The sequence below is a fragment of the Pseudoxanthomonas jiangsuensis genome (genome assembly GCF_010093185.1).
Classification (GTDB): Bacteria; Pseudomonadota; Gammaproteobacteria; order Xanthomonadales; family Xanthomonadaceae; genus Pseudoxanthomonas; species Pseudoxanthomonas jiangsuensis.
In genome coordinates, this window is record NZ_PDWL01000126.1 from 1 (window position 1) to 543 (window position 543).

Sequence of the window (543 nt, forward strand, 5' to 3'; positions counted from 1 at the left end):
GCTCGGACAGCAGGCAGGTGGCGCATGCCGCGGTCGCAGCGATGAAGGTGATTGTGCAGCATACCCTGCAGATCGTCGGCGCGCTGGCGGTGATGCTGTGGTACAGCTGGACCGTGACCGTGACCATCCTGCTGGTGGCGCCGCCGCTGGCCTGGGTGATGGACCGCGTGGCCAAGCGCTACCGGCGGGTCAGCCACCGCATCCAGGAAAGCAATGCCGAACTGATGCAGGCCGCCGAGCAGGCCCTGTCCGGCAACCAGGAGGTCAAGGTCTACGGCGCGCGCGCCAGCGAGATGGAGCGCTACCAGCAACTGGCCGACACCAACCTGCATCTGGCGATGAAGGTCGAATCCACCCGCGGCATCTCCTCGGCCGCGGTGCAGTTGCTGGGCGCGATCGGTTTGGCCGCGCTGTTGCTGATCGCCGGCCACGAAGCGCTGGCCGGGCGCCTGACCGCCGGCGAGGTCGTCTCGCTGATGACCGCGATGATGGCGATCATCCCGGCACTGAAGAACCTCACCAACGTGCAGAACATGCTGCAGC

The 543-nt window shown here is 67.0% G+C and carries 1 protein-coding gene; it reads left to right on the top strand.

The genetic code is table 11. From position 1 onward, the window contains the following. On the top strand, nt 1–543 hold a 543-nt coding region (locus CSC62_RS17610; protein ID WP_246194540.1), incomplete at both ends, for an ABC transporter transmembrane domain-containing protein.